General features: G+C 54.8%; 19 protein-coding genes, 2 pseudogenes and 2 other annotated features. Of the genes and pseudogenes, 8 read left to right on the top strand and 13 right to left on the bottom strand.

The annotated features are described in order from the left end of the window. Complete coding sequence (locus tag ACK3EW_RS22650) at nucleotides 1–939, bottom strand: TIGR02594 family protein (protein WP_493809852.1); 939 nt, start codon at nucleotides 937–939, stop codon at nucleotides 1–3. 307 nt (nucleotides 940–1,246) lie between these two features. Between ACK3EW_RS22650 and ACK3EW_RS22645 the strand changes: the two genes are divergently transcribed. Beyond that, nucleotides 1,247–2,413 (top strand): peptidoglycan glycosyltransferase FtsW, encoded by a 1,167-nt coding sequence (locus ACK3EW_RS22645; protein ID WP_493809851.1) that lies wholly within the window; start codon nucleotides 1,247–1,249, stop codon nucleotides 2,411–2,413. A 1,071-nt stretch (nucleotides 2,414–3,484) separates the two neighbouring features. Here the strand turns inward: ACK3EW_RS22645 and ACK3EW_RS22640 are convergent. The 3 genes from ACK3EW_RS22640 to ACK3EW_RS22630 are packed head-to-tail and all read right to left on the bottom strand — an operon-like array spanning nucleotide 3,485 to nucleotide 4,651. After that, nucleotides 3,485–3,733 (bottom strand): hypothetical protein, encoded by a 249-nt coding sequence (locus ACK3EW_RS22640; RefSeq protein ID WP_493809850.1) that lies wholly within the window; start codon nucleotides 3,731–3,733, stop codon nucleotides 3,485–3,487. Continuing rightward, on the bottom strand, nucleotides 3,730–4,197 hold the full coding sequence (locus ACK3EW_RS22635; protein ID WP_493809849.1) for a hypothetical protein: 468 nt from the start codon (nucleotides 4,195–4,197) through the stop codon (nucleotides 3,730–3,732). The genes ACK3EW_RS22640 and ACK3EW_RS22635 overlap by 4 nt, the downstream gene beginning before the upstream one ends. Continuing rightward, nucleotides 4,133–4,651: a delta-class carbonic anhydrase gene (locus ACK3EW_RS22630; RefSeq protein ID WP_493809881.1), complete on the bottom strand. Its 519-nt coding sequence runs from the start codon at nucleotides 4,649–4,651 to the stop codon at nucleotides 4,133–4,135. Before ACK3EW_RS22630 ends, ACK3EW_RS22635 begins: the two co-directional genes overlap by 65 nt. 289 nt (nucleotides 4,652–4,940) lie before the next feature. Between ACK3EW_RS22630 and ACK3EW_RS22625 the strand changes: the two genes are divergently transcribed. Continuing rightward, nucleotides 4,941–5,186 carry a helix-turn-helix domain-containing protein gene (locus ACK3EW_RS22625; protein WP_493809848.1) on the top strand — a complete coding sequence of 82 codons (246 nt, stop codon included), beginning with the start codon at nucleotides 4,941–4,943 and terminating at the stop codon, nucleotides 5,184–5,186. Between the two features lie 38 nt (nucleotides 5,187–5,224). Here ACK3EW_RS22625 and ACK3EW_RS22620 read toward each other — a convergent pair. Next, nucleotides 5,225–6,459, bottom strand: a protein-coding gene (locus tag ACK3EW_RS22620; RefSeq protein WP_493808251.1) for an IS3 family transposase whose coding sequence is annotated in 2 segments (ribosomal slippage) — nucleotides 5,225–6,159 and nucleotides 6,159–6,459 — 1,236 coding nt in all. Because the reading frame shifts where the segments join, the coding sequence is not laid out codon by codon here. Beyond that, nucleotides 6,056–6,172 (bottom strand) — a sequence feature (AL1L pseudoknot). Its footprint overlaps the gene before it by 117 nt. A gap of 230 nt (nucleotides 6,460–6,689) precedes the next feature. Between ACK3EW_RS22620 and ACK3EW_RS22615 the strand changes: the two genes are divergently transcribed. Continuing rightward, nucleotides 6,690–7,915, top strand: a protein-coding gene (locus ACK3EW_RS22615; protein ID WP_493809847.1) for an IS3 family transposase whose coding sequence is annotated in 2 segments (ribosomal slippage) — nucleotides 6,690–6,978 and nucleotides 6,978–7,915 — 1,227 coding nt in all. Because the reading frame shifts where the segments join, the coding sequence is not laid out codon by codon here. Then, nucleotides 6,971–7,087, top strand: a sequence feature (AL1L pseudoknot). Its footprint overlaps the gene before it by 117 nt. Before the next feature lie 977 nt (nucleotides 7,916–8,892). Here ACK3EW_RS22615 and ACK3EW_RS22610 read toward each other — a convergent pair. Beyond that, nucleotides 8,893–9,321 carry a hypothetical protein gene (locus ACK3EW_RS22610; protein WP_493809846.1) on the bottom strand — a complete coding sequence of 143 codons (429 nt, stop codon included), beginning with the start codon at nucleotides 9,319–9,321 and terminating at the stop codon, nucleotides 8,893–8,895. 469 nt (nucleotides 9,322–9,790) lie between these two features. On the opposite strand from ACK3EW_RS22610, the gene ACK3EW_RS22605 reads away from it, so the two are divergent. Continuing rightward, nucleotides 9,791–10,960, top strand: coding sequence for a hypothetical protein (locus ACK3EW_RS22605; protein WP_493809845.1), 1,170 nt, complete (start codon nucleotides 9,791–9,793; stop codon nucleotides 10,958–10,960). A 1,749-nt stretch (nucleotides 10,961–12,709) separates the two neighbouring features. Here ACK3EW_RS22605 and istB read toward each other — a convergent pair. Further along, nucleotides 12,710–13,441, bottom strand: a pseudogene (istB, locus tag ACK3EW_RS22600) (IS21-like element helper ATPase IstB); the annotation flags it as partial. Nucleotides 13,442–13,654: 213 nt separating this feature from the next. Then, nucleotides 13,655–13,983 (bottom strand): annotated as a pseudogene (locus ACK3EW_RS22595) (transposase); the annotation flags it as partial. 498 nt (nucleotides 13,984–14,481) lie between these two features. Between ACK3EW_RS22595 and ACK3EW_RS22590 the strand changes: the two are divergent. After that, nucleotides 14,482–15,501: a rod shape-determining protein gene (locus tag ACK3EW_RS22590; protein WP_493809880.1), complete on the top strand. Its 1,020-nt coding sequence runs from the start codon at nucleotides 14,482–14,484 to the stop codon at nucleotides 15,499–15,501. A gap of 197 nt (nucleotides 15,502–15,698) precedes the next feature. On the opposite strand, the gene ACK3EW_RS22585 is transcribed toward ACK3EW_RS22590, so the two are convergent. The 3 genes from ACK3EW_RS22585 to ACK3EW_RS22575 form a co-directional block, all read right to left on the bottom strand. Continuing rightward, nucleotides 15,699–16,022: a hypothetical protein gene (locus ACK3EW_RS22585; RefSeq protein ID WP_493809844.1), complete on the bottom strand. Its 324-nt coding sequence runs from the start codon at nucleotides 16,020–16,022 to the stop codon at nucleotides 15,699–15,701. 150 nt (nucleotides 16,023–16,172) lie between these two features. Then, nucleotides 16,173–16,745, bottom strand: a complete 573-nt coding sequence (locus ACK3EW_RS22580) for a LabA-like NYN domain-containing protein (protein ID WP_493809843.1) — start codon at nucleotides 16,743–16,745, stop codon at nucleotides 16,173–16,175. A 1,470-nt stretch (nucleotides 16,746–18,215) separates the two neighbouring features. After that, nucleotides 18,216–18,536 (bottom strand): H-NS histone family protein, encoded by a 321-nt coding sequence (locus tag ACK3EW_RS22575; RefSeq protein ID WP_493809842.1) that lies wholly within the window; start codon nucleotides 18,534–18,536, stop codon nucleotides 18,216–18,218. Nucleotides 18,537–18,961: 425 nt separating this feature from the next. On the opposite strand from ACK3EW_RS22575, the gene ACK3EW_RS22570 reads away from it, so the two are divergent. Both ACK3EW_RS22570 and ACK3EW_RS22565 read left to right on the top strand, forming a co-directional pair. Then, nucleotides 18,962–19,894 (top strand): IS5 family transposase, encoded by a 933-nt coding sequence (locus ACK3EW_RS22570; RefSeq protein ID WP_493806415.1) that lies wholly within the window; start codon nucleotides 18,962–18,964, stop codon nucleotides 19,892–19,894. Nucleotides 19,895–20,338: 444 nt separating this feature from the next. Beyond that, nucleotides 20,339–21,415: a cache domain-containing protein gene (locus tag ACK3EW_RS22565; protein WP_493809841.1), complete on the top strand. Its 1,077-nt coding sequence runs from the start codon at nucleotides 20,339–20,341 to the stop codon at nucleotides 21,413–21,415. 21 nt (nucleotides 21,416–21,436) lie between these two features. On the opposite strand, the gene ispD is transcribed toward ACK3EW_RS22565, so the two are convergent. Continuing rightward, nucleotides 21,437–22,105, bottom strand: coding sequence for a 2-C-methyl-D-erythritol 4-phosphate cytidylyltransferase (ispD, locus tag ACK3EW_RS22560; RefSeq protein ID WP_493809879.1), 669 nt, complete (start codon nucleotides 22,103–22,105; stop codon nucleotides 21,437–21,439). 150 nt (nucleotides 22,106–22,255) lie between these two features. On the opposite strand from ispD, the gene ACK3EW_RS22555 reads away from it, so the two are divergent. After that, nucleotides 22,256–24,064 carry an SGNH/GDSL hydrolase family protein gene (locus tag ACK3EW_RS22555; protein WP_493809840.1) on the top strand — a complete coding sequence of 603 codons (1,809 nt, stop codon included), beginning with the start codon at nucleotides 22,256–22,258 and terminating at the stop codon, nucleotides 24,062–24,064. A 12-nt stretch (nucleotides 24,065–24,076) separates the two neighbouring features. Here the strand turns inward: ACK3EW_RS22555 and ACK3EW_RS22550 are convergent, their stop codons facing one another. Beyond that, a complete protein-coding gene (locus tag ACK3EW_RS22550; RefSeq protein WP_493809839.1) occupies nucleotides 24,077–25,057 on the bottom strand; it encodes a DUF4214 domain-containing protein in 981 nt (326 codons plus the stop codon). Nucleotides 25,058–25,223 lie beyond the last annotated feature (166 nt).

Here is a 25,223-nt window from a genome sequence, read left to right as displayed (position 1 = left end):
TCAGGGTGTTTTCCCTGTCCGGTGGTCCTCGATGCGGGCCTTGCGCGCTTTCACGGCATGATAGATGATTGCGACAAAGATCGCCAATCCCAGCCAGGGTAACAGAATTGTTAGCCAGTCTGCGAGCGGTTCAAGCCCTTCGAGGGCATCTTTTTGGAGCAGGGCAGTATCAATCCTGTCCCGTGCCGACGCACCAAACAGCCCTGCGAGGGTTCCGATGACGCCGAGGGTGCCCAATCCGATCTGGGCGTTGGCGGCAGCAAGAATTCGGCTGTTGGCAGGTTTGCCTGAGGCCCGTTCACTCGCGATCGAGCGAGGTTGCGCGATCTCCAGGGCGTCTGTCAGTGTCACATCAATAATTGGGATCAACGGCAGATTGTTATCGGCGCGAAACGCGAGGAGTGCGTTGCGGGTCCGCGATCCGATCACACCATCACTCTTTCCGACTTCGTGGTAGCCAAGACGTCTGAGGCTGGACTGGACGTCTTGCACGTTCAGTGTGATGGCGGCAGCGACGTCACCAGAGCGTCGAATGCCCAAAAGACGTGGTTTGGAGTAACGCCGCACGCTGACTTCTTCGCCATGATTGCCTCCGAGTACCTCGATCGAAGCACCCACTGTGCGGACAAAGAAGCCAACGTGACCTTGCCAATAATGGGTGTTTCCCCGTGCGAAGATGACGATGTCACCTGGATGCGCGTCCTCCAGCTCGACTGGCACACCCCAGGAGAGATAAGAATGGGCGTTCAACTTCCGGGACGATCGAAGACCTGCGCGTTCAAGACAATGCCCGACAAAGGCAGCACTCCAGGCAACAGTGTCATGTTCGACCCAGTCATGACCAACAGAGGCATACATTTCCATGACGATCGGGTTGTCTTCCGGGCCTAAGCCTTCCGTGATCCCAATATAGCTTTGGGCAATGGCATAGGGAGACATATTTAACTCCTGAAGTTTTGGCAGTTTAGCAAGACATTGATCTTTGTTGGTTTACAACTGCGCAAAATGGCAAAGAATAATATTATTCGCATATCGCCACATGGCCTTTGATTGTGATAAGATCTTCAGCGGTTGTGATTTTAGTCCTGAAGCGATCAGGATAATGCGGCGCTTGCTGAATATATAGTCCATTGGGTGTTTAAAATTCCAGATAATCATGCCGTGAAATTATGTTTTGAAAACACGGATTTTTTATCTTGGAAAATAGAAATGTCAATGGAACGACCAATTACAGCGTGAGACAATCATGACGGAAATGGTTCATCGTGAGCTTGGTAAATATACTGGGGAGCCTGTTTTCCCCAAATGGTGGCATACAGTCGACAGATGGACTTTGATCAGCGTTGTGCTTCTGTTCGGTATTGGTGTCTTGCTGAATTTTGCAGCATCACCCCCCTTGGCCGAGAGAAACGGTTTTGCAAGCTTTCATTATGTTCAACGTCAAATCATATTTGGTGGTCTGGCATTGATTATGATGGTCGTCATTTCCACGCTTGATCCAATTACTATTCGACGGTTTGCAGTTCTGGCTTTTTTCTTGTCTTTGCTTGCCCTTTTATTACTTCCTTTTTTTGGTACTGACTTTGGTAAAGGGGCGGTGCGTTGGTATTCTCTTGGTTTTGCATCTGTTCAGCCATCGGAATTTCTGAAGCCTACATTCGTGATTGTGATTGCCTGGTTTCTTGCTGCCAATCTGGAGCCGTCAGGGCCTCCTGGGATCATTTTTTCTTTTGTTCTGACTGTCTGTATTGTGCTGATTTTAGCCTTCCAGCCGGATTTTGGACAGGCTGCTTTGATTTTTTTCAGCTGGGGTGTGATGTATTTTGTATCGGGGGCCCCTGTATTGATTTTGATAGTGATTGCTGGACTTGTGATCTTTTTGGGTACGATAGCATATCGGAATTCCGAACATTTCGCGTTTCGCATTGATGGATTTCTCAGTCCCGAAGTCGATGCAACGACACAACTGGGTTACGCGATCAATGCAATCCGTGGCGGCGGGCTCTTTGGTCTTGGAGTGGGTGAGGGACAGGTGAAATGGTCACTGCCTGATGCGCATACTGATTTCATAATTGCGGTTGCCGCCGAAGAGTACGGGCTGATACTCGTCCTGGTTGTTATTGCGCTTTATGCAAGTATTGTCATTCGCTCCTTGCTGCGGTTGATACGAGAACGTGATCCTTTCATCCGTTTTGCCGGCTGTGGACTTGCCTGCATGTTCGGAGCACAGGCAGTGATCAATATTGCGGTGGCTGTTCGTCTTGTGCCGGCTAAGGGCCTGACCCTCCCATTCATCAGCTATGGCGGATCATCCTTGATCGCCGGAGGTCTTGCCTTGGGCATGCTCCTGGTGTTCACGCGCTTGCGGACCCAAGGGGAAGTCGAGGATATCTTGAGACGACGCTTGCGTTGAGGGGCGGGACCACGCGGGGCAGACCGGACATGGATTGCCGTCGTGCTGGACATCCAAACCTGTCTCACAGGCACGGTTTTCTCCTACTCCAGAATGTTGTGCACCCAATGCCTGAGCTTTTTTATGATTTTACAGGACGACAAACCTGTCGCCGATTCCAGCAAAACATCCAGTCTCTTTCACTGTGCCGCTCTCGGGCTTGTGCATGCAAAAAGGATCAAAAGGTAATCCGTTCAAAGCGCTTTTCAGGACATGGTATCGGATTGGATGCCTTGCTCTGGACCACCTCTCGGAGCGATCAGGAAAGCTGGATCGCCTGATTCCGCTGGCTGGAGCTCAATAAGATCGAGTATTTTCGGTCTGCCACATTCTTTTCTGTGGGAATGGTGCCAATTGATCAAAAAAGGTAATTTGTGGAGAAGACCATTTCGATGCTACCGCGCAACTTTTGACATGGATGCTGATGATCCTTCAGGATCAGACATGAGGTGATCGCAATATCCAGATTGCGGCAGAGTGTTCGATGTGATGCCGGATATGGAAAACACCGATACGCCCGCGGTTTGTCGGCGGGTCGAAAACCATTCCCTCACTGTGTGATGAATGAATGAGTCTGTTGGCTCCGCCATCTGCGACGTACTCCTCCTCAGATACGGAGACAGCGGAGCCTTGTGAGCAACATCCACGTCGCTGATAGACAAATTGTCACGGTATTTCTTTCAGGAAAAGCGATTTGTCGCAGTTGGTCAAAAAAGCCTGTGTGGCAAGAATGCTGCCATGCAGAAAATGCAATGCCGCAATGCAGCAATCTCTGTTGTGCAGAAGGGTAAAATCGCGCAATTTGATTTCACTGTTGGCCCTTATCCTCCTCCCTAGGGTCGACAGCGAACTTATAAGGCGGCGCACATCTCCTCCCTGGTGCGCCGCCTTTTTTGTCAGATGTGATGACAGTCTTGCATCTATCAACCGACAACGAGGTCTTTCCGGATCAAGCTGGTGTTTGTCTCGTTACCTCTTGGCATTGTGTCGAGAAGCTTCAATTGCCTTTTCGCTGTGAAAAGTTGTGTGTGATTATGGAACTCGGTCATTGGCATTTGGGACGGGCTCCTCAGGTGCTGTCAAAAACTGGGCCCTTACACGTGCCCAGGCTTCAGCCCGTGTCGTTCCTGGCTGGTTTTCCCGTGCGGTTTTGATCGCGTCCTCCGCCTGCCTCGTTATTCGGTTGACCAGCAACATTTCTTGCTCGCTCCCCCGCTCCAGATCCAGTTTCTTGAGGCGCAGATTGTCCCGGATTGCCTTTTTGATTTCCAAAATGTTCATAGGATGTCTCCGGATTTTGCGCAAAGATAGCAGTTTGGGCAGGGCGATCGCCTTTGGCACCAAGTCTCAGCTTCACGTTTCAAAACACTGTATAGAGCTTTGTCCGAGGCGACGCGTTTGGGCGTGATGGACATGCGTGGTCGCGCGCCTTCGGCTTTGCCGCGTGCTTCGCGCAGAGCCTTGCCGTCGATCGCGAGACGCAGTGCGACGTCCGCGAGCGCTTTGCCAAAACTCGCGTCCAGTGCCCTTGGGTTGATCATGCGGCACACATCCGGAAATGTGTCATGCGACGGAAGCGCATGTTTCAGTCTGGGAATGGCCCCGAAAACAAACCCTTTTGCCCGTCCGAACATGGCCACCTGCCCAAAGGAGGCTGACCGACAGAGACCCAAGATGAAATCACTCACGGGCAACGCGCTCAGGTCGTGGCGCGCGTCGATGGCGCGCGGATCGGGCATATCCATGAAGGTAGACAGACGACCTGCATCGAGGTGCGGATTCCATAAACCGACCCAACTTCTCGGGCTCTAACCCGGTGCCAAGAGCATATCCGTCAAACCCGCGCCCCTTTGCGAAAAACGCTTCCTCTGCGTCATTGGGGCAGACTGCGACGATGGGTTCCACTCTGAGCTCGGGGTTGAGAATGGTTTCGGGGCGACAGGCACCAAGCCTCGAGCCTGGTAGGGGCTGTGCGGTATTGTGAACGGAGTGGATTTCGATTGCGTCACCGGAAACCGGCTCCCAATATGTGCTTGCATTCGCCTCGCGCGCATTGGGTTGCCGTTTGGTTTTGGCCAAATCTTCATCGAAGCGGACCCCAGGTCCAATGCCATGGTCATCACCCTTGCCGGCATGCGTGGTGAAGTCATCCTTCTTGTGTTCGGCTTGTTCGTGGAAATGGAGGTTGCAAGGCTTCATCTTCTGGAGGCGTCTCTCCATTGGGAAGATTCTGGAATGTTCAGCGCCAGCAAGATCGATGTCGCGGGATGATCTGGAGCTGCGGCCTGCGCCCAGTGCTTCTTGCGCGAGTGAGGAAGGCTGCTCTGCGATGACACCGTCGAATACGGCAATCTCAAGCTGCGTTTTGCTAAAGGACCCAGCAACAGGACCGGCAGTGCAGGCCGCGGCAGCCAAGATCATCTCGAGCTTCACTTGGTTTTGCCTCCGCCACGACATCCAGAAAACGGCATACTGATAAGTTTTACCGTTGCCCGTTCATCATCGGACGTCAAATGCTCTTCCTCTTCATGGTGTATCGTTAGTTTTCGGATGTTGCGATCAGCTTGAAACGACGCGCCGAGAGCTGCGGAAGGCCAAGAAGCTGACCCAGGTTCAACTTGCTGACGCTCTCGGCGTCCAGCAGGCCACCGTCGCGAAATACGAGCGCCAAAGTGACCTCTTGCTCTCGACGCTGATGAGTTACGTCCGCGCGATGGGTGAGGAGCTGAAGTGAACCGCCCCGGGTTTACCGGAGAGTTTCTGGTTCAATAGTTAGGCTGCTTTTTCGTCAGCGTTCAAGCTTGCGTAGAATGCCTCCTCTGCTTCTTGTGGCGTGATGTAACCGACGGCGCTGTGAAGGCGGGTGTTGTTATACCAGTCGACCCATTTCAGAGTTTCCCATTCGACCTGACCGACCGACTTCCAGGGGCCGAGGAACTTGATGACCTCGGTCTTGAACAGGCCGATGATGCTTTCGGCGAGGGCATTATCATAGGAATCGCCGACGCTTCCGACCGAGGTATCGATGCCGGCCTCTGCGAGCCGCTCGGTGTATCGGATCGACAGGTATTGGCTGCCACGATCACTGTGATGGATCAATTTGTCAGCCTCAGACGGCGCCCTCTGGCAGATGGCCTGGTTCAGGGCATCCAAGACGAAACCAGTCGTCATCGAGGTCGAGACCCGCCAGCCAACGATCTTGCGGGCGAAGACGTCGATGATGAAAGCCACGTAGACCATTCCTTGCCAGCTGGAAACATAGGTGAAGTCGCTGACCCAAAGCTGGTTTGGCATGTCCGCCACGAAGGCTCGGTTTACCTTATCGTGCGGGCAAGGTTGTGCCGTATCGGGGTTGGTGGTGATCACCTTCTTGCCCCGCACAACGCCTTGTAATCCCATGACCTGCATCAACCTCTCCACCGTGCAGCGGGCGATATCATGGCCACTGCGGCGTAGCTGGTGCCAGACCTTGCGCGCGCCATATCGGCCCCGGCTGCCCTCGAAGGCCTGCTTGATCGCAGCCATGTCCAGCTGATCCTGCCTGGCCCGGTCCGATGCCAGATCCGGATCACGCTCCACGGCCTTGAAGGCGTAATAAGTCGATGGTGCGATCCCCAGAACCCGGCAGATCGGCCCGACACCATGGACACAACGGTGATCATCAATGAACGCGATCATTTGCGGAATGGGCGGTCGAGCTCCGCCGCTGCGAAATATGCGCTGGCCTTCTTCAGGATCTCGTTGGCCTGGCGCAGTTCACGGACCTCACGCTCAAGTTCCTTGATCCGATCCTTCTCGGCACTTGTCAGACCGGCCCGCTGCCCGGCATCGCGTTCGGCCTGCTGACACCAGACCCGCAGACTGTCCGGCGAACAGCCAAGCTTCGGCGCGATGGCCTTATAGGCGGCCGTATCGCTGGAATAATCGGTACGGTTCTCTCGAAACATCCGAACACCGCGTTCGCGAAGCTCGGCCGGATAGGCGGGGGTGAATCTCTGCTTTGTCATAGGGCTCATCCTTTGAGTGTTTTACTCTCCGGTAAACCCGGGGCGGTTCAAAGCTCATGGTCGCGTTCCCCGGGACGGCGCCGCTTGCGCTTGAGGGGCTAGGAGAGACCGAGGAGCCGCAGCGTGTGAGGCGGGCGAACGCGCAATCCCAAAGTCGGGCAGAGGCCCGAAGCTAGTTGAACCGCGCCGGGTTTTCCGGAGGCTCCAACTCATGAGTAGGATGGAGCATTATGACAAAGACAACGAACAAGTATTCACCAGAAGTGCGCGAGCGTGCTGTGCGGATGGTTTTGGATGGCGCAGGGCAGCATGAGAGCCGTTGGTCGGCGATTGTGTCGATTTCATCGAAGATTGGCTGCGCGCCTCAGACGCTGAATGAATGGGTCAAGAAGGTCGAGGTCGATACTGGCCAGCGCGGCGGCATCACGACCGAGCAGGCAGAGAAGATGAAAGCCTTGGAGCGCGAAGTGCGCGAGCTCAAGCAAGCCAACGAGATTCTTCGGAAAGCGTCCGCATATTTTGCCCAGGCGGAGCTCGACCGCCCACTGAAACGATGATCCGGTTCATAGAAGATCACCGCGCGAATCATGGGGTCGAGCCAATCTGCCGTGTGCTGCCGATTGCCCCTGCCACGTTTTATGACCACATGGCCAAGCGCGCGGATCCTGACCTGTTGTCGGATCGCGCAAAGCGTGACGAAGAACTGAAGCCCGAGATCGAGCGTGTCTTTGAGGAAAACCTCAGCGTCTATGGTGTTCGCAAAGTGTGGCATCAGATGCGCCGGGAAGGCTTTGATATCGCCCGCTGTACCGTCGCACGGCTGATGAAGGACATTGGGATCGAAGGTGTTGTGCGCGGCAAAAAGCCCAAGACAACGATCCCTGACAAGGCGCTGCCGTGTCCGTTGGACAAGGTAAACCGCCAATTCCATGCACCGGCGCCAAACGTGCTGTGGGTGAGCGACTTCACCTATGTCGCGACGTGGCAGGGGTTTGTGTATGTGGCCTTCGTCATTGACGTCTTTGCCCGTCGTATCGTTGGATGGCGCGTCAGCCGCACGGCGACTGCCGGGTTTGTTCTGGATGCTTTGGAGCAAGCCATTCATCAACGCAGACCTGCACAAGATCAGCTGGTCCACCACTCGGATCGCGGATCGCAATATTTGTCCATTAAGTACACCGAACGACTGGCCGAGGCGAAGATTGCACCGTCTGTCGGCAGCGTTGGGGACTCCTATGACAACGCCCTAGCGGAAACGATCAACGGCTTGTTCAAAGCAGAGGTTATTCACCGGCGTGGACCGTGGCGCAGCTTTGATGCCGTGGAATACGCTGCCCTCGAATGGGTCGACTGGTTCAACAACCGCCGCCTTCTCGAACCCATCGGAAACATTCCGCCCGCAGAGGCCGAGGCAAACTTCTACGCTGCTCTGGAAACATCAGACATGGCCGCGTAACTAAAACAAATCAGCCTCCGGCAAACCCGGCGCGGTTCAAGTGAGCGAGAACCGGACGTCTGCCTTGCAATTGATGGCTATGATTAACTGGAGCACGATGAAGGAAGCTTCACGCAATACCCAGGTGGTCCTCTGGAAGGTGCCGGCCACATCAAGGACAAAGCACCTCTCCGTGAAGGAGCCCTGAATTGACGTATCCCCTTTTGTCGGCCACCTGAACTCCTGGGCGAGGATGGCTTCAAAGCCCTTTCTTTTGGCTACGGCCGGGCCTCTCTCAAGTTTGAGTTCGATTTAGCACGTGGCCCTGAAGACAAGTCCACTCTGTGAGCTGCTATCTGATAAGTCTCACATGTCGAAGCAGCGATGAAACCACGAACAAAAAAAGCCCCACTTTTGCCCAGGCGCGAACGGTGGAGCGATTTCGCCCCGTAACTCATTGATATCATGAACACTTGGAGGTTCTTTGATGCCTCGGGGGCGGAATCGAACCACCGACACGAGGATTGTGGACCGCGGTTATTCTGACCAAGGCGCGCAAACCACCCAGCCGCTGATCACAGGAGCCAGACGCAACTTCACACGCGCACTGGAAAAGCTGACGCCATGGCAAAGCCCTGTCAAGCCGCAGGCCGGACATCCGAAACTACCGTCTGGCCAGATGTGCCCTGACAGGGCTCTGCGGTGATGCCTCTTTGCTGTTCCGTTCAATTGTCGGCAGAATTTCGGGAAGATCCTGAGCCAATAGCAGGAAGCTTTTTTGCCTTTCTGCTCGTCATGATCGCCTGCGCCGTATCGAGACCCGTGTTTGTCAAAACCGAAACTCGCCACATATTTCGTAACAGAGCAGCCTGAACACTTTGCTCAAAGGACAATCGCATACCTGGCCAGTCCCGATGGCTTGACCACTTCGTGGCTGAAACGTGATTTCTCTGATCAAAAGAGTCGAATTCCATCTGTTTAATGCGATGGGATTCTCTTTAATCCAAAACATCATCCATGTAGAAACATGCAACAACTGTTATCGCAGTATGATCGCCCAAAGTGTAGACTAGGGTTACAGGCTGCTCGGAGAGCTCGATCTCGCGCGTACCCAAATACTTGCAATACCCACCTAGATCAGGGAATTTTTCCAGTTTCTGGAGCATATCCCCAATGGTGCTGAACAGTGTCGGTACAAGTATTGGATTCTTGAGAGTCATCTCACTCATTATTTTGGCGAGATCTATTATTGCTGGTTCAGCAAAGGCTGGACTTCGTGGATTTCTTCTGGAAGCAGCTTGTCTGAGTGGATTCATCATCTCACCAACCGCAATCGTGTTCTTCTTACTTGCAGCATTCAGCCCAGCCTTGACGCGATGAACCTTGACAAATTCACGGTCAAAATCGATATCGGTTTGTCTCTTCATGGTGCATTTCCCCAAACACCACAATTCATTCCTCAAGGTCTGTATAGTTGATTGTATACATGCAGGAGAAAAGAATGGCCGTTGCGTATTTTGGAACCAGAAGTGCGAATAGGAATTTTGTCAATAATTATGAAATTTCATGTGAGCGTTGAGAAAAATAATAATATATATTTAATCTGAAAAAGTTTTATAAACATATTTAAGATACCGTAAAAATTCTTAATAATGCACTTACAAGTAAAAGTCATCAAATAGATCAAACGAGATAAAATAAAGATATTTGATTGCGCCATGAAATAAGGCAATCTTTGTGCTTTTGCGACGAAATAGGATTTTCATATCCATATATCACTGATGTCCTATTGCAACATTTGTTTTTCAATGATGATGTTGTCACGTGACTTGCTGTTGAGCCAGGTCTCTAGAAAAGCTTTTCGTAAGAGATCCGCAATCAGAATATGGATTTGAAATGCGTGACCGAACTGCACAATCGCAATTGATCGCTGATGATCTTATGGAGTTTGACTATTCCGATTTATTCGAAACTTATCTCCTCGAGCGGCCGGAGACGCCTCAACTTACAATAGCCAGCCAAGCACTTGCATTCGCAATTGAAACAAATCCGGTTCAAAATCACGGCAGAGTAGGTGTTTGTGTGCCGCAGCAGTCTTTGGGGCAACTTCACAAGCCATTGGGTATGGCGATTAAGTTGAAAAACAATACTGTCGCAATGTTTTTCCTGTACGCAGATATGTCGTGCATTCTTGCTCTTCCCAATTCCGATTCTGGCACGATCAGAGCGACGACGCTTCCGTTTCAATTGAGCAACGCGGAGGTCAAGAAAAAAGATGGTCGGCGGATCACGCCGATGAAGCTGACAAAGGGTGAGAAATCCTTTATGCTTCAGCGCAGTACGGACAGTGTTCCTTTACCGTTGGATAAGACGATACCTGAGCATGCTGACTTTATGGTTGATCTGGCCTTGGAGATTCAGGCAGTTTTCGAGCACACCGATGCCGATGGGCCTATTTATCAGGTGCAAGCAACTGCGATCCCGGAGTCTTTAGCTCAGGACGGCAAGATGCCGATGTCAGTCTATCCCGCCGTCACGCGAGTTTTGACTCCTGAGCTTCTTGGGTGGTATGGACGAACTCTGCATATGTATGATGCGCATCTGCCATATCTTCGGGTATCCCTGAAAGATATCGCCTTTGTCAGACGGCTGGTGAGTGTCGCAGCAGAATACATTTGGCGAGAACACGGGTTTAAAGGGAAATCCTTTCCCGGTGTCATATACTTCGAAGCTGCCCCTCCTGTTGGTAAGGACAGCCCTCGACTCGTCCTTTTGGGGCGACCGGATGATGCCAAGAAATCAAGGTCACGCTCGAAAGATATTCTATCCCAAGAGCAGGTTGGTTCATATATTGAAGATCTCAAAGCGGTTCTTCAGGATGTCATCGGATCAAAATATTATTCGGGCTTTCATTACCGCTATCGATCCAATCAGACGGGGACACTCGTTCCATTCAAGCTTGCTGAAATCAATCTCGCCAAGGACCTGACCACAGACCAACCCATAAAAGATTTGCAAAACCAGCTTAAAACGCGACTGCGCTTGGCGAAGCGTAAGATGCAATGATGGGCAAGGACAGTTCGAAGTATAGAAGATTTCCGTTCGCTGGCGGAGTTTTTTATGGCGCAACAGATTGATTAGTCCTCGTGTCGCGGTCTTCGTCGAGGCCTGCGGCTACGCGCCGTTTCAAGAGGCGGTACATATGACCGCACAAATCCCAGTTGCACATCAACTTGAAAAAGCCGTGGTGGCTGTTCCACAGATCTCTCGCGAGAGCTGTTCGCTGAACGAGGCGTTGAGCTGCTGTCAGCTGTCAATTCGGAAAAGTCTCGCATCTATGGCGTCTTCGAGGTCGGTGGGTTCTTTTGGCTGAAGGAGCGTGGCGGTCTGCAAATCGGAATCGAGACTGCCCAGTTGCGCCTTGTACCGATGAGCCTCCATGGCCTCTCCCGCAGGATCTCTGCCCGGCCCATGAGATGGAGACGCCGAGGACTCGGGGTCAGCGCTTCTGGTGCCCATCACGGCAGATGCAGAATGGCAAGGCGGTTGACTTCGAGGCCCAGGGGAATTCGTTGCACGAGTGTGCTTGCTCGCGGGTGCTGATCGAGGGCAAATGGATATTACGTCATGCATGTCTGACACTTGCTGCGCCGCAGCAACACGAGGCCACTTGAAGGTTATTCATCCTTGACAATAAAAGGTTAAAATCGAAAACTTTAGGGTTTTTATTTGCGGCGCGGGTAAAATAAAATTTAAAATCAATGTGTTACTAATTGCCTATTTTTTGGGCATTTCAATAAAACCTACCGTATAACGGGGCTTTAGCCTGTCCCATACAGCTGGATCCACAGAGTTTTCCACAGATTCTGTGAGTGCAATAGTACTTGCACTGCCTGGCGTTGTGGTGGCGCAAGCCGACTCGAGGAGCCGTTTGCGATATGAGCAGGAACAGAAGCGAGCATGACCCTTTTCGACGATCCGGCCGGGCACGTCCCAGTGCTGATCCGGCTGTCACGAAGACCGTATTGTAATGACGCTAAATCCCCGACGGTCTGGACACGGCTGATCGTCTGCCTGCCGGTGTCCTTCTGATTGCAATCGGTGATTGTGGGTTTGCCAATCATCACGCGCCCCTGTGAGACGGGCAGGGGCGCGGGTATGATCGTGGAGTGCGCCAGGGCGCGCTCCCCGAAGAATTCGAGCAGGTCGAGGCGCTGTCGCCCATCTTGACGACGGGAAGTGTCCGATCTGCAGGCTGACGTTTGCGCCTGTGATGCCAAGCATGATCCTTTGCTCGCGGTTGCCCGCTGCGCAAATCACCGCTGTTAATGCCTGATGCTCGGAGGTGCCGAACCGACGCGGAGGGGGATGTCATCCAAGGCTGTTTCGGCACGCCGAATTGACCCTTTTGCAGCGATTATCCACCGCAAAAGGATACAAATTGAAAATAAATATTGAGTCAATTGATGCTCATGAGATTGAAAAATAGATCTCTTAAATGAGACCTATATATCTATAGGGTTTTATGACTCTGAATGTGCGGCATAAATGCAGCATCCAGTGCGAGAACGTCAAATTGCCACAACATGTTGAGGATAGCAGATTGAAAACGGCTCGATTTTCTTTGAGGTTTGCCGCGATTTCAACTTGGTACCGCTGAGGTGAAGTCTTCATCTGTCAGTACGCACCTGTGCTGATGTAACCGCCTCTAACTCGGCCGGCCTTGTGCCGGCCTTTTTTTGTCCGTGTGAAAATGCTGGATCAAAAATCCCCAAAAGTGCTGGCGCAAAATTCCCCACCTTTCGGGTTGGGCGATCAGCCGTGCATTTGATTGGCGCCTCCATTCTTGGGCGGTCGGCCTCGCCGCTTTTGGGGCGGTGGAGGGCTGATGCTGGCGTGCGACCGGGTGTGTTCCGGCATCAGGTCAGCGTGTCCGCGTAGTCGATAGCTGGCGCCTTCGATCTGCACGACGACGGCGTGATGGAGCAGCCGGTCCAGAAGCGCGGTCGCCACGACGGGATCTCCGAAGACCTCACCCCATTCTGCGAAGCCGCGGTTCGATGTCAGGATCATCGCGCCCTTTTCGGAGCGCGCGTTGACGAGTTGGAAGAACAGGTTGGCTCCGCCACTGGTGATCGGCAGATACCCGATTTCGTCGACGATCAGCAGCGAAGCCCGTGCGTGGAAGCGGATCTTCTCCGCCAGACGTCCCTCTCGTTCAGCCTGCGCCAGACCATCGATGAGCTCGGCCAGAGTGCAACGATAGACGCTTCGGCCTGCCTTCACGGCAGCGACGCCGAAGGCGGTTGCGAGATGGCTCTTACCTGTGCCGGGCGGGCCGAGGAAGTGCAGAACCTCAGCGCGGTTGATGAATTCCAGTTGGGCCAGCGCCATGATGCGATGCCGGTCAAGCGATGGCTGGAACGAGAAGTCGAAGCTTTCAAGGGTCTTGATCGGGGTGAGCCGCGCCGTGCGCAGCCCGACACCGATCCTGCGTCCCTCGCGCAGTGTCAGTTCCTCGGCCAGCAGGGCGTCGATCGCGCTGACGCCCAGGCCCTGCCGCTTCAATTCCAAGATCATCACTATCTCCCTCAATCCAACCACCTGCACGCCCTTCCATTGGCATTACAGGGGTTATTCTGCGCCGCCGGTGGTCAGGGGGCATGCCCCCTGACCACCGGCCTCAGCGCCCAACTGGGGAATTTTCATCCAGCCGTTTTGGGGAGATTACGTCCAGCACTCACATCCGTGTTTCGTTCAGACGCCACCGAGCCATGCCTCCTGGATCACGGCGACCAGCGCCTGTTCAGAGGGTTTGCGGGCTTCGAAAAAGCCGGGAAACAGCTGCCCTGCCGCAGCTTCCGCACTTTCAGGTTCAATCTCCCCAGCCGGGTGTGCAGAGCGCGGTTGCGATAGTCGTTGCGTCAGGTTGTGCGCTGCTGGGCCCGTTCATGGCGCGCGGCGCCAATCAGGCCATCCATCGCTCTCCGTCATCAGGTGCAGGACGGCCTCTCTGCGATTGAGGGCAGCAAATCCCGCCAATCATGCTTTTGCAGAAGCTCGGTTAGCTCCGTGGTGGTCTTGGTCATTGAGGTCTCCGTGTGGGTCGTGGCTGCGCCAAGCTCCATCTCGACCATACAGGATGGCCATCCCGACGCTCTTGGAAATCTGCAGGAAGAATGACGTCGACCCGGTCGCATTGGACGGCACTTGCTGTGGGGCGCATCGCAAATCAACGGCAACCTGCTGAAATTGACATGCTCATGCAGTGAAGTTTTAAAGCTTGAGCGTCTTTTCCTACTATAGTGATAAATTTATATATTGCTATAAGAGACCACAAACCTTTTCGAAATCATGTGAAATAATTTTATTTTTTCCAAAAATAATGATCTTTACATCATCCAATGTATGTCTGCATTTTGCCAGGTAGATGTGGCAAGTTCATGCCGGGCGTCTGCGTTCTATCTCTTTCGCATCAGCAGAGCTGCGCTTATAGAAGCATTTGTTCACAACCCAATGGGCGGGTTGCCCATTATTTTAAGGCGAGGGGCAGTAATCTGGTGCTTGGATTTAACAAACTGTGGGGCATGTTTTCTTCGGACATGGCTATCGACCTCGGAACGGCAAACACGCTAATTTATGCCAAGGGGCGTGGTATAGTGTTGTCAGAACCATCTGTAGTTGCCTACCATATTAAAGACGGTCGGAAAAAGGTATTGGCCGTGGGCGAAGATGCTAAGCTAATGCTGGGCCGCACGCCCGTCGGCATAGAGGCCATAAGGCCGATGCGCGATGGCGTTATCGCTGATTTTGACGTCGCAGAAGAAATGATCAAGCATTTTATTCAAAAGGTGCACACAAGATCAACATTGCGGAAGCCAAAGATAATTGTCTGCGTTCCACATGGTGCAACTCCAGTAGAAAAGCGTGCAATTCGCCATTCAGTGTTGTCTGCAGGTGCAAGCCAAGCAGGACTGATCGCTGAACCAATAGCAGCGGCGATTGGAGCGGGAATGCCGATTATCGAGCCTACCGGAAATATGGTCGTCGATATTGGCGGTGGGACCACTGAGGTTGCCGTCCTATCCCTTGGCGACATTGTCTATGCAAGATCTGTTCGCATTGGTGGAGACCGCATGGATGAAGCGATCATCAATTACCTTCGCCGTCATCAAAACCTTTTGGTGGGTGTGGCCACTGCTGAACGGATCAAAACGTCGATCGGCACGGCTCGCATGCCGAGAGACGGTCATGGGACAACCATGATGATACGGGGTCGCGATCTCGTGAACGGCATTCCCAAGGAAGCCACAGTCAACCAAGCGCAGGTCGTCGAGGCCTTGTCGGAACCCGTGGAGGCGATTTGCGAAGCGGTGATGGCTGCGCTTGAAGTCACACCGCCCGATCTTGCTTCAGATATCGTGGATCGTGGTGTAATGCTCACCGGGGGCGGAGCATTGCTGGGAGATCTGGACCTTGCACTCCGAGAACGAACCGGCTTGCCGGTTTCCATCGCAGACGAATGTCTGAACTCTGTCGCATTGGGCTCCGGGAAGGCGCTGGAATACGAAAAAGAATTGCGCCACGCGATTGACTACGACAGCTGATCCGCCCGCGTATGCTGGGCTGTACAGGACAAGTGCACGCAAATGTGAGCGTTTGTGGGGGCTGTCCGGCTTCGTGGCTGAGAGCTCAGGCAGTGGCGTAAGGGCTTTCCCTGTCACGATCCAGAACTGCGGCATGATGCAACGAAACCTGAGCTTCATTGGCAGTTCCTGCGGAAAAAGTGCATCATTCTGGTGTCTCAGAAGAAGTCACTGGCCATTGCACTGAAGAGCACTTCAGGCTCACCGCGATGATCCAAGCGCGTTGAGTGGCTGCCCTGCGGTCTGAGAAGCGTGTCAGGGTAAAACAGGGTGCTTGCCGAGACATGAAGTCGTTTGTGCGCTTCCGGCAGCTTGTAACGCAATATCGGACAAAGGACTGATTTGACCTTGGAACCGCAAAAGCCCTGTCCGCGGCCATCCCTTCGCAAGAGCGTCTGATTGGACATGTCCAGCAACACATTGCGCAGAAACTGCGTGAAGCTGCTTGCGGCGTTGGCAACCATTCCGTTGGAATAAGCCATGAGCGTGATCAAGTCGCGAAACGCATCGCGTACCGTGACACAGCCTTTACGCTCGGGATGCGAGAGTTGATGCTGGATCAAATCTGGTCAAGAAAAAATCTGATAGAATTGACTCATGCGTTCTTTCACAATGCAGAAATCACTTCGCCACTATTCCTCATTATTGGTGATGGATTCACGCTCAGGCATCGGTTCACGTGGCGCGCGCCCAATAACGTCGCGCAGCTCGTCAAGTTCAATAAAATTATCTGCTTGACGTCTCAATTCGTCTGCAATCATAGGTGGGTGACTGCGAATTGTAGATACTACTGAAACCCGAACGCCTTTGCGCTGAATGCTTTCAACCAAAGGCTGGAAATTGCCATCTCCAGAGAAAAGTACGATGTGATCAACATGATCAGCCAATTCCATCGCATCCGTGGCCAGTTCAACGTCCATATTGTTTTTGACTCTTCGACGACCTTGACTGTCAATGTATTCCTTGGCTGGCTTTGTCCGCATGTTGAAGCCGTTGTAATGTAACCAATCTGCAAGTGGACGAATGGGTGAATATTCGTCGCTTTCCAAAATTGCGGTATAGTAAAATGCCCGCAAAAGCTTACCTCTGCGAACAAATTCCTGGCGTAGCAATTTATAGTCTATGTCGAATCCGAGGGATTTTGCTGCAGAGTACAGATTTGAACCATCAATAAACAAAGCCAGACGCTCATCTTTGTAAAACACGAATGCAGCCTTTCAAAAGTGACATGAACAGATTTGCATTGTTTTGTGATGAATCAACGCACAAACATGCCTAATCTTCTTAACATTTGACGGCATGGAATACGCTTCGCAAGCTTATTTTTCCAGCATTATTTTGGAAACTATGATCAGAATTTGTTTTAATTGTAATATTTATGTAGGATAATTGTATCTCGCTTCTCATAAACTCATGAATTTATATCCATTGATATTTTTTCTCCCTTTTGCCCTTCATGGATGTAGTATTTGGCGAAAGCGCTCGGATGTTGTCGCTGCCCGCCGCAGGCTGTCATGACCACGATGCAGAGCTGGGCTTGACTGAAAAGTCCGGCATTTGATTGCATCTCAGCTTCTTACGCGGAGCTATGCGCCTTGAGGTCTATGCCGCGTCCAAAAACAGGTTCCTCGGCAGGTCGAGCCAGACGGCACCACGCTCTGACCGCACCATCGTCTTTTATGGATCATCATGGACCCTTTGCATGTAAAGGCAGGGGGTCCTCGATGGTCCGGTCTTGCTGGAAAACCACAGCGTCGTATCGAGTGCAGCTGATGTGATACTCATATATGGGCCACGGGTTTTCCTCAGCAGCGTCCGTTTTGGTGACTTTCAGGAAGCGCTGTCAGCTGTCCGTTTCCGAAGGTGTGCAATCCGCTTTCCGTCGAAGTCGCGGTGACTTTTCTGAGAGCTGCCTTGTCGATCTGGATGAGACCTGTGTGCAGACCGCGCTCGATGCGGCTGCTCACCACTTCGTTCATCTGGGTATGACAGCGTCATGGTGACTGACGGAGCGGCTCTTCTTTGTCACGACGACAGGGTCTCGTTGAGGGCGGGTCAAGAAGAGTCTGACTTTTTTGCTCGCCGTTGTTGCTGGAATGGTCTTCATGAGCTGCGCTCCTGATTGTCAGTTTCCCATTATCCCCATTTTCAATAGTGGCAGTTTCAGATCGGGACACGGATGTTCTTTCAGGGTGCCAAAATCGGAGCTCTGATGATGTGATCTTCCCCCGGCGGCATCGATGTGCCATCGTGGGTCTGTGATGATCCGCACAGGAAGGCGGTCACAAAATCAGAGCCCGTTTGTGTCCCAGGATCGGCGCCATGGTGATTTTCACACAATGACCATGATGGCCAGCAGCAAGGTCGAGACGTTGGTCCGTAAGGAGTTCCATCTGCCTCACGCTGCTGTCAGACGTTGACCATCACAGGGTTGTCGGGAAGGCCCGCATGCCGATGACAAGTCCTTTGTCGATTGTCGTGGCACTGTTGTCCTTGACGTGAACCTTCTCGCAGACCTTGCCCTGGTCTTTGAGGATGCACTTAACCTCGGCGTCTACAGCTTATGAAGCTCCACTGTTGTCCCTTGAGGTCGGGTGCGGAAGCGCAGGCCCAGCATCAGGGGATCAGACGCTGCAGGTCGCACACCACCTGTCCTGTGATGCAGTGTTTGAGTCCTATTTTCTGATCAATAGATCATCGGGTGATCTTCCGGCCGCGACCGCTTCCTTGAACCAAGTTGGCTGCCGACCTTTGCCAGACCATACGACAGCGGAGTTCTCAGGATGCTGATACTTTGGAATAGCAGGGGGCTTGGGTGAATTTTTTCCTGAACCCAAAAGGTCACTCAATGAAAATCCCGCCTCTCGAGCGGCAGCTTCTGCAGCCGCCAGAGCTTCTTTTCGTTTGCGCGATTCAAATGAAGAAATTTCTTTTGTGACGTCTTTTTGGAGCTTTTTAAGCTCGTCAAGTGAGAAGTTGGTGAGGTCGATCAACATAACAGACTCCGAATTTGGCAAAATAAGCCATTGAATGGACGTTCAACAGAGATCAAGTTTGATCTCTGTCGAAGGTATTACTGTTTTGGCAAACGGTTTTCAACATCCTTGCTTTATTACATCTTTACTGAAGTTTTCATTGGCTTTCTTCCGCAAAGGTCCTTTTCTAGATCCGGTTGAGGTAGGGGCAATTGCCGACAGACTGCGATTTGATAGTGCCGCCCGATGGATGCCATGAATGTAAATTTCTGAGCGTATTTATTCTGGATCTAGAGCCTTCCTTCTCAAGCATCTTGGGATTGTGGTCGCTGTGCAGCCTCCCAGAAATCTATTCGGTGAGCTCAAGATGGTTTCTCGCAGGCATTGTTGCAAAAGTCTGACGACGAAGGATTCACTTCGCGAATCCATGGCGTTAGACGCGGTGCATGAGCAAGCCATCTCCCGCCCGCTATCGCACGACGAACTGGTCCAGCTACAACGCGTCACTCAGGAAGCGGGGGTCTCTGCTCATCTGGGTCGACAAGGACATGACCTGGCGCGCGCCGCGTGACAGTCGACCCGGACGTCCGGCGGTGTTTTCCGATGCGGCCATACAGTTCTGCTTATCGATCAAAGTCCTGTTCAAGTTGCCGTTGCGCCAGACCGCCGGAATGGTGGCCAGCCTGCTGCGACTGGCCGGCCTGGACTGGCCCGTGCCGGACTTTTCCACGCTGTGCCGCAGGCAAAAGACCTTGGCCGTCCAGGTCCCGTATCGCCGTGCGGACGGCCCGCTGAACCTGCTGGTCGACAGCACCGGGATCAAGTTCCTCGGCGATGGCGAATGGCAGGCCCGCAAGCACGGGGTGCAAGGCCGACGCCAATGGCGCAAAGTCCATCTGGCCATGGACACCACCACCTCGGACATCCGGGCAGTCGAGTTCACCCCCAGCCGCGACGGCGACAGCCCCGTGCTGCCCGACCTGCTCGGCCAGATCCCGGCAGGTGAGCAGATAGGCACGGTCACCGCCGACGGCGCCTACGACACACGCCGCTGCCACAAGGCCATCATCGAACGCGACGCCGTTCCGATCATCCCGATCCGAAAGAACGGACGTCTCTGGAAAGAAGACTGCCCGGCTGCACGCGCCCGCAACGACACCCTGCGCGCGACGCGATACTACGGGCGGGCGTTCTGGAAACGCTGGACCGGATACCACGCCCGCAACCGGATCGAGGCGAAGATGCGCTGCCTGAAATCCTTCGGCGAGCGTATCATGGCAAGAGACCCCGACCGACAGACCGCCGAAATCCACATCCGCATCGCCCTCATGAACCGCTTCAACGCCCTCGGCACCGCCGAGATCGTCCGCGTGGCATAACGTCAGCGGGGTAAGGGGACGTCACGCCTCAGGCCGGGGTAATGCAACAACGCCTTTCTCGCATCATGCGGTCCAGTGCCTGTGTGGTGGCTCACCCGACAACCGAGCGCATCGGTGACCACTGGCAAGGTCCAGTATGATTTCTCGAAACTTTCCGGAGTCTTGCATACCGAACATCTTTCTCCGGATGGCACAGCCGAAGTCCTGATGGTTAGCGTAGCCTTTCGGAACATCGTTTTGGGTGGGTATCTGAACCGGGAGCCCTATTGGCAGGAGGGTAGGGGCTCATCATCCGATCTCTTTGGGCATCTTTTCGGTCGAACACCTCGACATGTTTTTTGCTGCGCCATGCCCTGTGCGCCGCATTGGGGAGCTCGGATATTTTTTCAATTGGCCTGACCGGGAGCAAAATCGTTTGTGGTATGCTTGTCTGTGCTGTCATCCGTGACAACACCGATCTTGCGCCAAGATTCCCATCCGGTTGCGTCCGAAGAAAAGGTTACGCTCGATCTCATTTCGGACCGGACCGAAGATCTGAACCGCTATGCCGAACGCAACGCCGCCACCATCCAGCGGATCACCAGCCAGATGACGATGCTGGCGCTGAATGCCAAGATCGAGAGCGCCAAGGCAGGTCCTTATGGCCGGGGTTTTGCGGTGGTGGCCGATGAGGTGCGCAATGTCGGCGACGAGATCAACACCATCGCCAGAGGGCTTGAAGAGGATATCGGCGTCCAGCTTCGCAGCTTGCAGGGGCTGGTGGCCCGGATGGAGCGCGCCGCCGCCGGGGAACGGCTGGTCGATCTGGCCTACAACGCCATCGACGTGCTGGATCGCAATCTCTATGAACGCACCTGCGACGTGCCCTGGTGGGCCACCGACAGCAGTTTCGTCGAGTGTCTGAAAGACCCCAATCCCGAGCGTGTGGCCCATGCCGGCAAACGGCTGGGGGTCATTCTGGAGGCCTACAACATCTATCTCGACATCTGGGTCTGTGACCTTGAGGGGCGGATCCTGACCAATGCGCGTCCGGGGCAATTCGCCGTCACGGACCAGAACGTCTCGGACCTGCCCTGGTTCAAGGCCAGTCTGGCGCTGGAAACCGCCAATGAGTATGCGGCGGGGGATGTCGTGTGCTCGCGGCTGCTGCACAACCGCCAGACCCTGTCCTATGCAACCCTCATCCGCGACGGCGGTGCGACCCGTGGCGCGCCGATCGGTGTGATGGCGACCTCCTTTGACTGGCAGGAGCAGTCCCGCAGCGTGGTCCAGGGCGTGCGCCTTGATGACCGGATGAAGACATCGGGCGTGCGTGTCATGATCCTAGACCACACCGACCGGATCATTGCGTCCTCGGACGGCAAGGGTGTCCTGACCGACCACTTCCCGCTGCAACGGCACCAGGGCGAGATGTCAGGCTATTATACCGAGCATGACCGACTTGTCGGGTTTCACGTCACCCAAGGCTTCGAGACATACAAGGGCCTGGGCTGGAAAGGCGTTGTGGTCCGCGACCTCTGACGCCAGGTCGCCCTTGCGCATCTAGCCAAGCAACTGCGCGGCGCGGACAAGGTCGCGGGGCAGGGTGATCTTGAAGTTTTCCTCGGCTCCTTCGACCACGCGCACGCGCAGCCCGGCAGCGCGGGCGATCTCGACATCATCGGCTGCCGCCGCGTCGCCGGTGAGATGGGCGGCGAGAATGGCCTCGTAGCGAAAGGCCTGCGGCGTCTGCGCCCGCCAGAGCCCGTCGCGGGACACCGGGCTGAGCGCCTCGGCCCCGTCGGCCTTCCACAGGGCGTCCACCACCGGCAGGGCGGCAAAGGCGCCCTCGACTTCTGTCAGCGGTTCAAGAACGGCCGCGATCAGATGGGTCGGGCAAAAGGGCCGCGCCGCGTCATGGATCAGAACATGCGCCGGCACCTCCGCCTGCAATGCCTCCAGCCCCAGCCGCACCGAGGCTGCCCGCGAGGCGCCCCCCGGCACCGGCGCCTCCAGCCGTGCATCCGTGATTCCCGCAACCGCATGGTCGTAAAGCGCCCGGTCGTCGGGATGGATCACCACCCGCACCGTGTCGATCCGATCCGAGGCCAGAAACGCCTGCACCGTGTGCCAGAGCACCGCGTGTCCGCCGAGCGACAGGTACTGCTTGGGCATGTCCTGCCGCATCCGGCTGCCCCGGCCCGCGGCGACGATCAGCGCGGCATTGGTCATCAGGTCGTCTTTTTGGGCCATTCCGGTTCCCTTTTGTGCATCGCAAGGCCCAAAGAGGCCTGCACGCGCCGCATCCTGTTCCGACGCGCCCCGTGGTTCTCGCGTTTGTGGGCGATTGCCGCTACTGAGACAAGGACTGACCCTTGATACATGGACGGACAGATGCCGCTTGGTGGTAACTTGTATATCTTCGGCGACAGTCTTTCGGACGATGGTGCGACGGCCACACAGACCGGACAAGAGCCGGTCTCCTTTCCTTTCGGTGGCCGTGCGAGCAACGGTCTGGTCTGGCATGAATACATCCGCAACGATCTTGCAGTGGCCCCCGCAGCCGCCATGATCAGCAGTGCTCCCGATTTGGAGGGGTTTCTGGGCGGCTCGGCGCTCAATGGCGTGAACTTTGCCCATGGCGGGGCGGTGGCGTCCTTGGACGATACGCCAAGTCGTCCCGGCGGGGTGCAGCAGGCCGAAGGGTTCAAAGCACTTGTTGAGGCTGGGGAAATCCCGGCCCCGGACGATCAGGATGTTTTCGTGATCTGGATCGGTGGCAATGATTTCCTGCAGCTCGCGGAGGCTGATTTGTGGGATATCTTCGATATCCTGACCATCGGCGCGTCGATCGTCGGCCATATCGCGCAGATGGTGGACACACTTGCTGCCGTGGGCGCGCAGAATTTCCTCGTACTGGGATTGCCGAAGGCTGGGGGCGCCTTTCTTGGTGTGGAAGCTGCGGACAATCCGATCCTCGCTTTTGTCTGGAACGAACTGGTGGAGGATTACAACAGGCGGCTTGACGATTATGTCGAAAGCCTCGATCTGAATGCGCTCTTTGTGGATATTGCGTCATTGATCGACGCAGTAGAAGACGACCCCGAGGCTTTCGGGTTCAGCAATGTCAGCAGCGACATCTTCAGTGATGGTGCCGCGATCAATGACCAGAGCTACTTCAGCATCGATGGGATCCACCCAACCAGCGCAGGCCATGCGGTCATTGCCACCTATATCCGCGACATGGCTGCGGTCGTCGGGTTCGACCTGACCGCAGAAGCGGGCAATGTGCTGCCTGGATCGGATCGTGACGACAGGCTGATGGGTACGATGGGGCACGACAGTCTCACCGGTGGGGCTGGAGACGATCTGCTTGAGGGACATGAGGGGACCGACACTGCCTATTTTATTGGAGCACAATCGCAGTTCACCCTAGCCATTGGCTCGAGCTTTCTCCTCGAAGACCGGCGCGGTGCCGAAGGGATGGACACGCTGTCGGGGATCGAGTTTCTTGATTTCGGTGGAGAGCTTTTTGACCTCACCCGGGTTGACGACGCGGTCCGCTTGTCAGCGGAGGAGTTCCGCACCCTGACCGAGGTCTACCTGAGCTATTTTGGCCGTGCGCCGGATGCGCTTGGATTGATCTTCTGGGCTGATGCTTGGGCCACGGGGCTCACCCTGCCCGAAATCGTGCGGTTGTTCGACATCTCGGAAGAAGCGGCCTCTGTCTTCACGGATGACCGGAACGCGGCCGATGTGGTGATAGATGTCTACGCCAATACGCTGGGCCGCGCGCCAGACGAGAGCGGCTTCGAATTCTGGACTACCGCCCTCGACAGTGGTCTGGTGACCCGAGATATGTTCATCCTCGAAGTGCTGCGCGGCGCCCGTGCGGATCCACCAGAAGGGACCTCTGGCGCATTTGTCATCCAGCAGCAGGCAGACCGCGCCTATCTCGACACCAAGATCGATCTCGGACTGCATTATGCGGCTGGTCTTGGCCTGAGCAATATTGCCGTCGCCTCTGAGATGATGGCGCTTTATGACGGATCCGAAAACAGCGTTGCAGATGCGCTGGCCGTGGCCGGTGACGCGTCCAGCGCGGCCCTGTCCCCCGATGGTTCCGGAGAGTTCCTGATCACGCTTCTTGGCGTGGTCGAAGACCCTTATGCCGCTTGGGTTGTGCCCTGACGATGAGACGCGTCAGGACAGCCGCATGAACTGGGCATCGCTTTCGACCTCGTCGGCGTAATCATCATCGTCATCGTCCGCACCTCCGACAAGCTTGATCAGGAACTCCCCGTCACCATCGCCGGCATCTACCGCATCCGCATAGGCGGTTTCGATCTCGGCGATGGCGGTGTCGAAGCTTTCGCTCGATCCGTCGAACTGGCTCATGACATCGCGGGCGGTGTCGACGTTGGACATGCCGCGGGTGACGCCGTAATGGGTGCCAAGCACCACCTTGTTCGCAAGGTACTGGGCGTCCTCGATGCTTCCGGTTTCGGCTTTCGCGCCGTCGAGGATCTCCATGATGAAGGTGGCCGGCGTGATCGAGTCGTCGTTCTCCAACGCATCGAGCCAGAACCGGAACCCATCGGCATCCGGCGCACGGCCAAAGACGTTGTTGTAGACCGAGGACACGAACTTGGCGAGATTGATGTCTTCACCGTAAAGCGCTCTGGGTTCTGGTTGGTCGAAGAAATAGCCTGCGATTTCACGCATGGTCATGCCTTGGGCCAGCTTGTCGCCCCAGAAACTCAGCCCGGTCGCATCAGGTGCCCGGTTGAAATAGGCGATGTAAAGCTCGGTTAGAGAGCCCATGGAGTCGTCGCCGAGCGAGGCCATGCCGCTGAAATCCTCGACCGCAAAGCTGCCCTGCTGGGTTGCAGGGGATCCGTCCGCGAATTCAAGCGTGACAGAGTCGGAATAGGTCCGGAGACCATCCCCGCCTGGACGCCGGTCCTCGAGCGAGATGGTGTCGCCGGGGGACATGGTCAGCGTGTAATTGCTCTGCTCGCCGCTCAGGACAATGATGCTGCTCTCGGGGCCGTCGCTGTCGTCCGGCGCGTCGTCATCCACATCGGGCATGTCGTCAATACCCGGAGCGTCGGCAATTAGATTGGCGACGCTCACGTTGAAGTTTCGCTCAGCTTCGGAACTTACCGTCACGTTGTCGGTCACCCATTCGACGATCTGGGCGAAGTTGTTGACGACGGCGGGGTGGAGTGTGTCGGGGAGTTGGATGTCTGTGTTTGGGGGTGTTCCGTAGAGGGTTGTGTAGTGGATGGTTGCGGCTAGGAAGTAGAGGGTTGGTGTGCCATGTCCTTCGAGGTCCTGAAAGAGGTCT

This window comes from Marivita sp. NO-S04, assembly GCF_059070475.1.
The sequence above is the reverse complement of the archived record's forward strand: the minus strand, read 5'-3'. Positions and strand labels throughout refer to the sequence as shown.